Annotated in this window: 1 protein-coding gene; it reads right to left on the reverse strand. The window is 67.2% G+C overall.

Annotated features, from left to right (window positions below; translation table 11 throughout):
• On the reverse strand, nucleotides 1-554 hold a 554-nt coding region (locus tag ABD296_RS49675; RefSeq protein WP_344285572.1), incomplete at its 3' end, for a transposase.
• Nucleotides 555-692 lie beyond the last annotated feature (138 nt).

Raw genomic sequence — 692 nt, forward strand, 5'->3', positions numbered from 1 at the left:
GCGCTGGAGTCAGTAGTCGTTCCCCGGTGCCCTCCCGGGCTCGTCGTCGAATCTCTGAGTGCGTCGTCGAGCATGCGCCGGTAGACGATGTCGGACAGGCGGCGTTTGAGGGACCGCATCGCTTCCATCGACGTTTTGCCCGAGGCTGTCTTGCGGTCGAAGTAGGCGTGCCCCTCGGTGGGGTTGCGGAGCTGGACGGTGGCCATGATGTGCAGCGTCCGGTTGATCTGCCGGTTGCCTGCCCGCGACAGCCGATGCCGGATTTGGTCGCCGGAAGATGCATCGATAGGGGCCGTGCCGTTCCAGGAGGCGAAGTGCGCCCGGTTGGGGAACCGGGTGATGTCGCCGAGCTTGACCAGCAGGCGTGCGGCGCCGGAGGGGCCGATGCCGTGCAGGTCCATCAGGGTGGTGCCGGTGGCGGCGACCAGTTCCTTGAGCTCCTTGTCGGCCTGTTTGGAACGCCGGTAGATGCGTTCGAGGTCGCTGATCAGCTCTGCGGCAACCCGGCGTCGCATCTTGCCGGCGGCGTCGCGGCAGCGGACTTTGGCGAGCAAGGCTTTGGCCTGGGGCAGCCGACAGGTTCTTCTTGGCCCCGCCGGGGATGAGCTCCAGCAGCAGCCGATGCAACTGGGCGATCATCCGGGTGTGGTCATCGCCGAGGGACCGGCGGCGGTCGACCAGGATCCGCAGCA

This window comes from Actinomadura napierensis (assembly GCF_039529375.1).
In the GTDB taxonomy this organism is placed as follows: domain Bacteria; phylum Actinomycetota; class Actinomycetes; order Streptosporangiales; family Streptosporangiaceae; genus Spirillospora; species Spirillospora napierensis.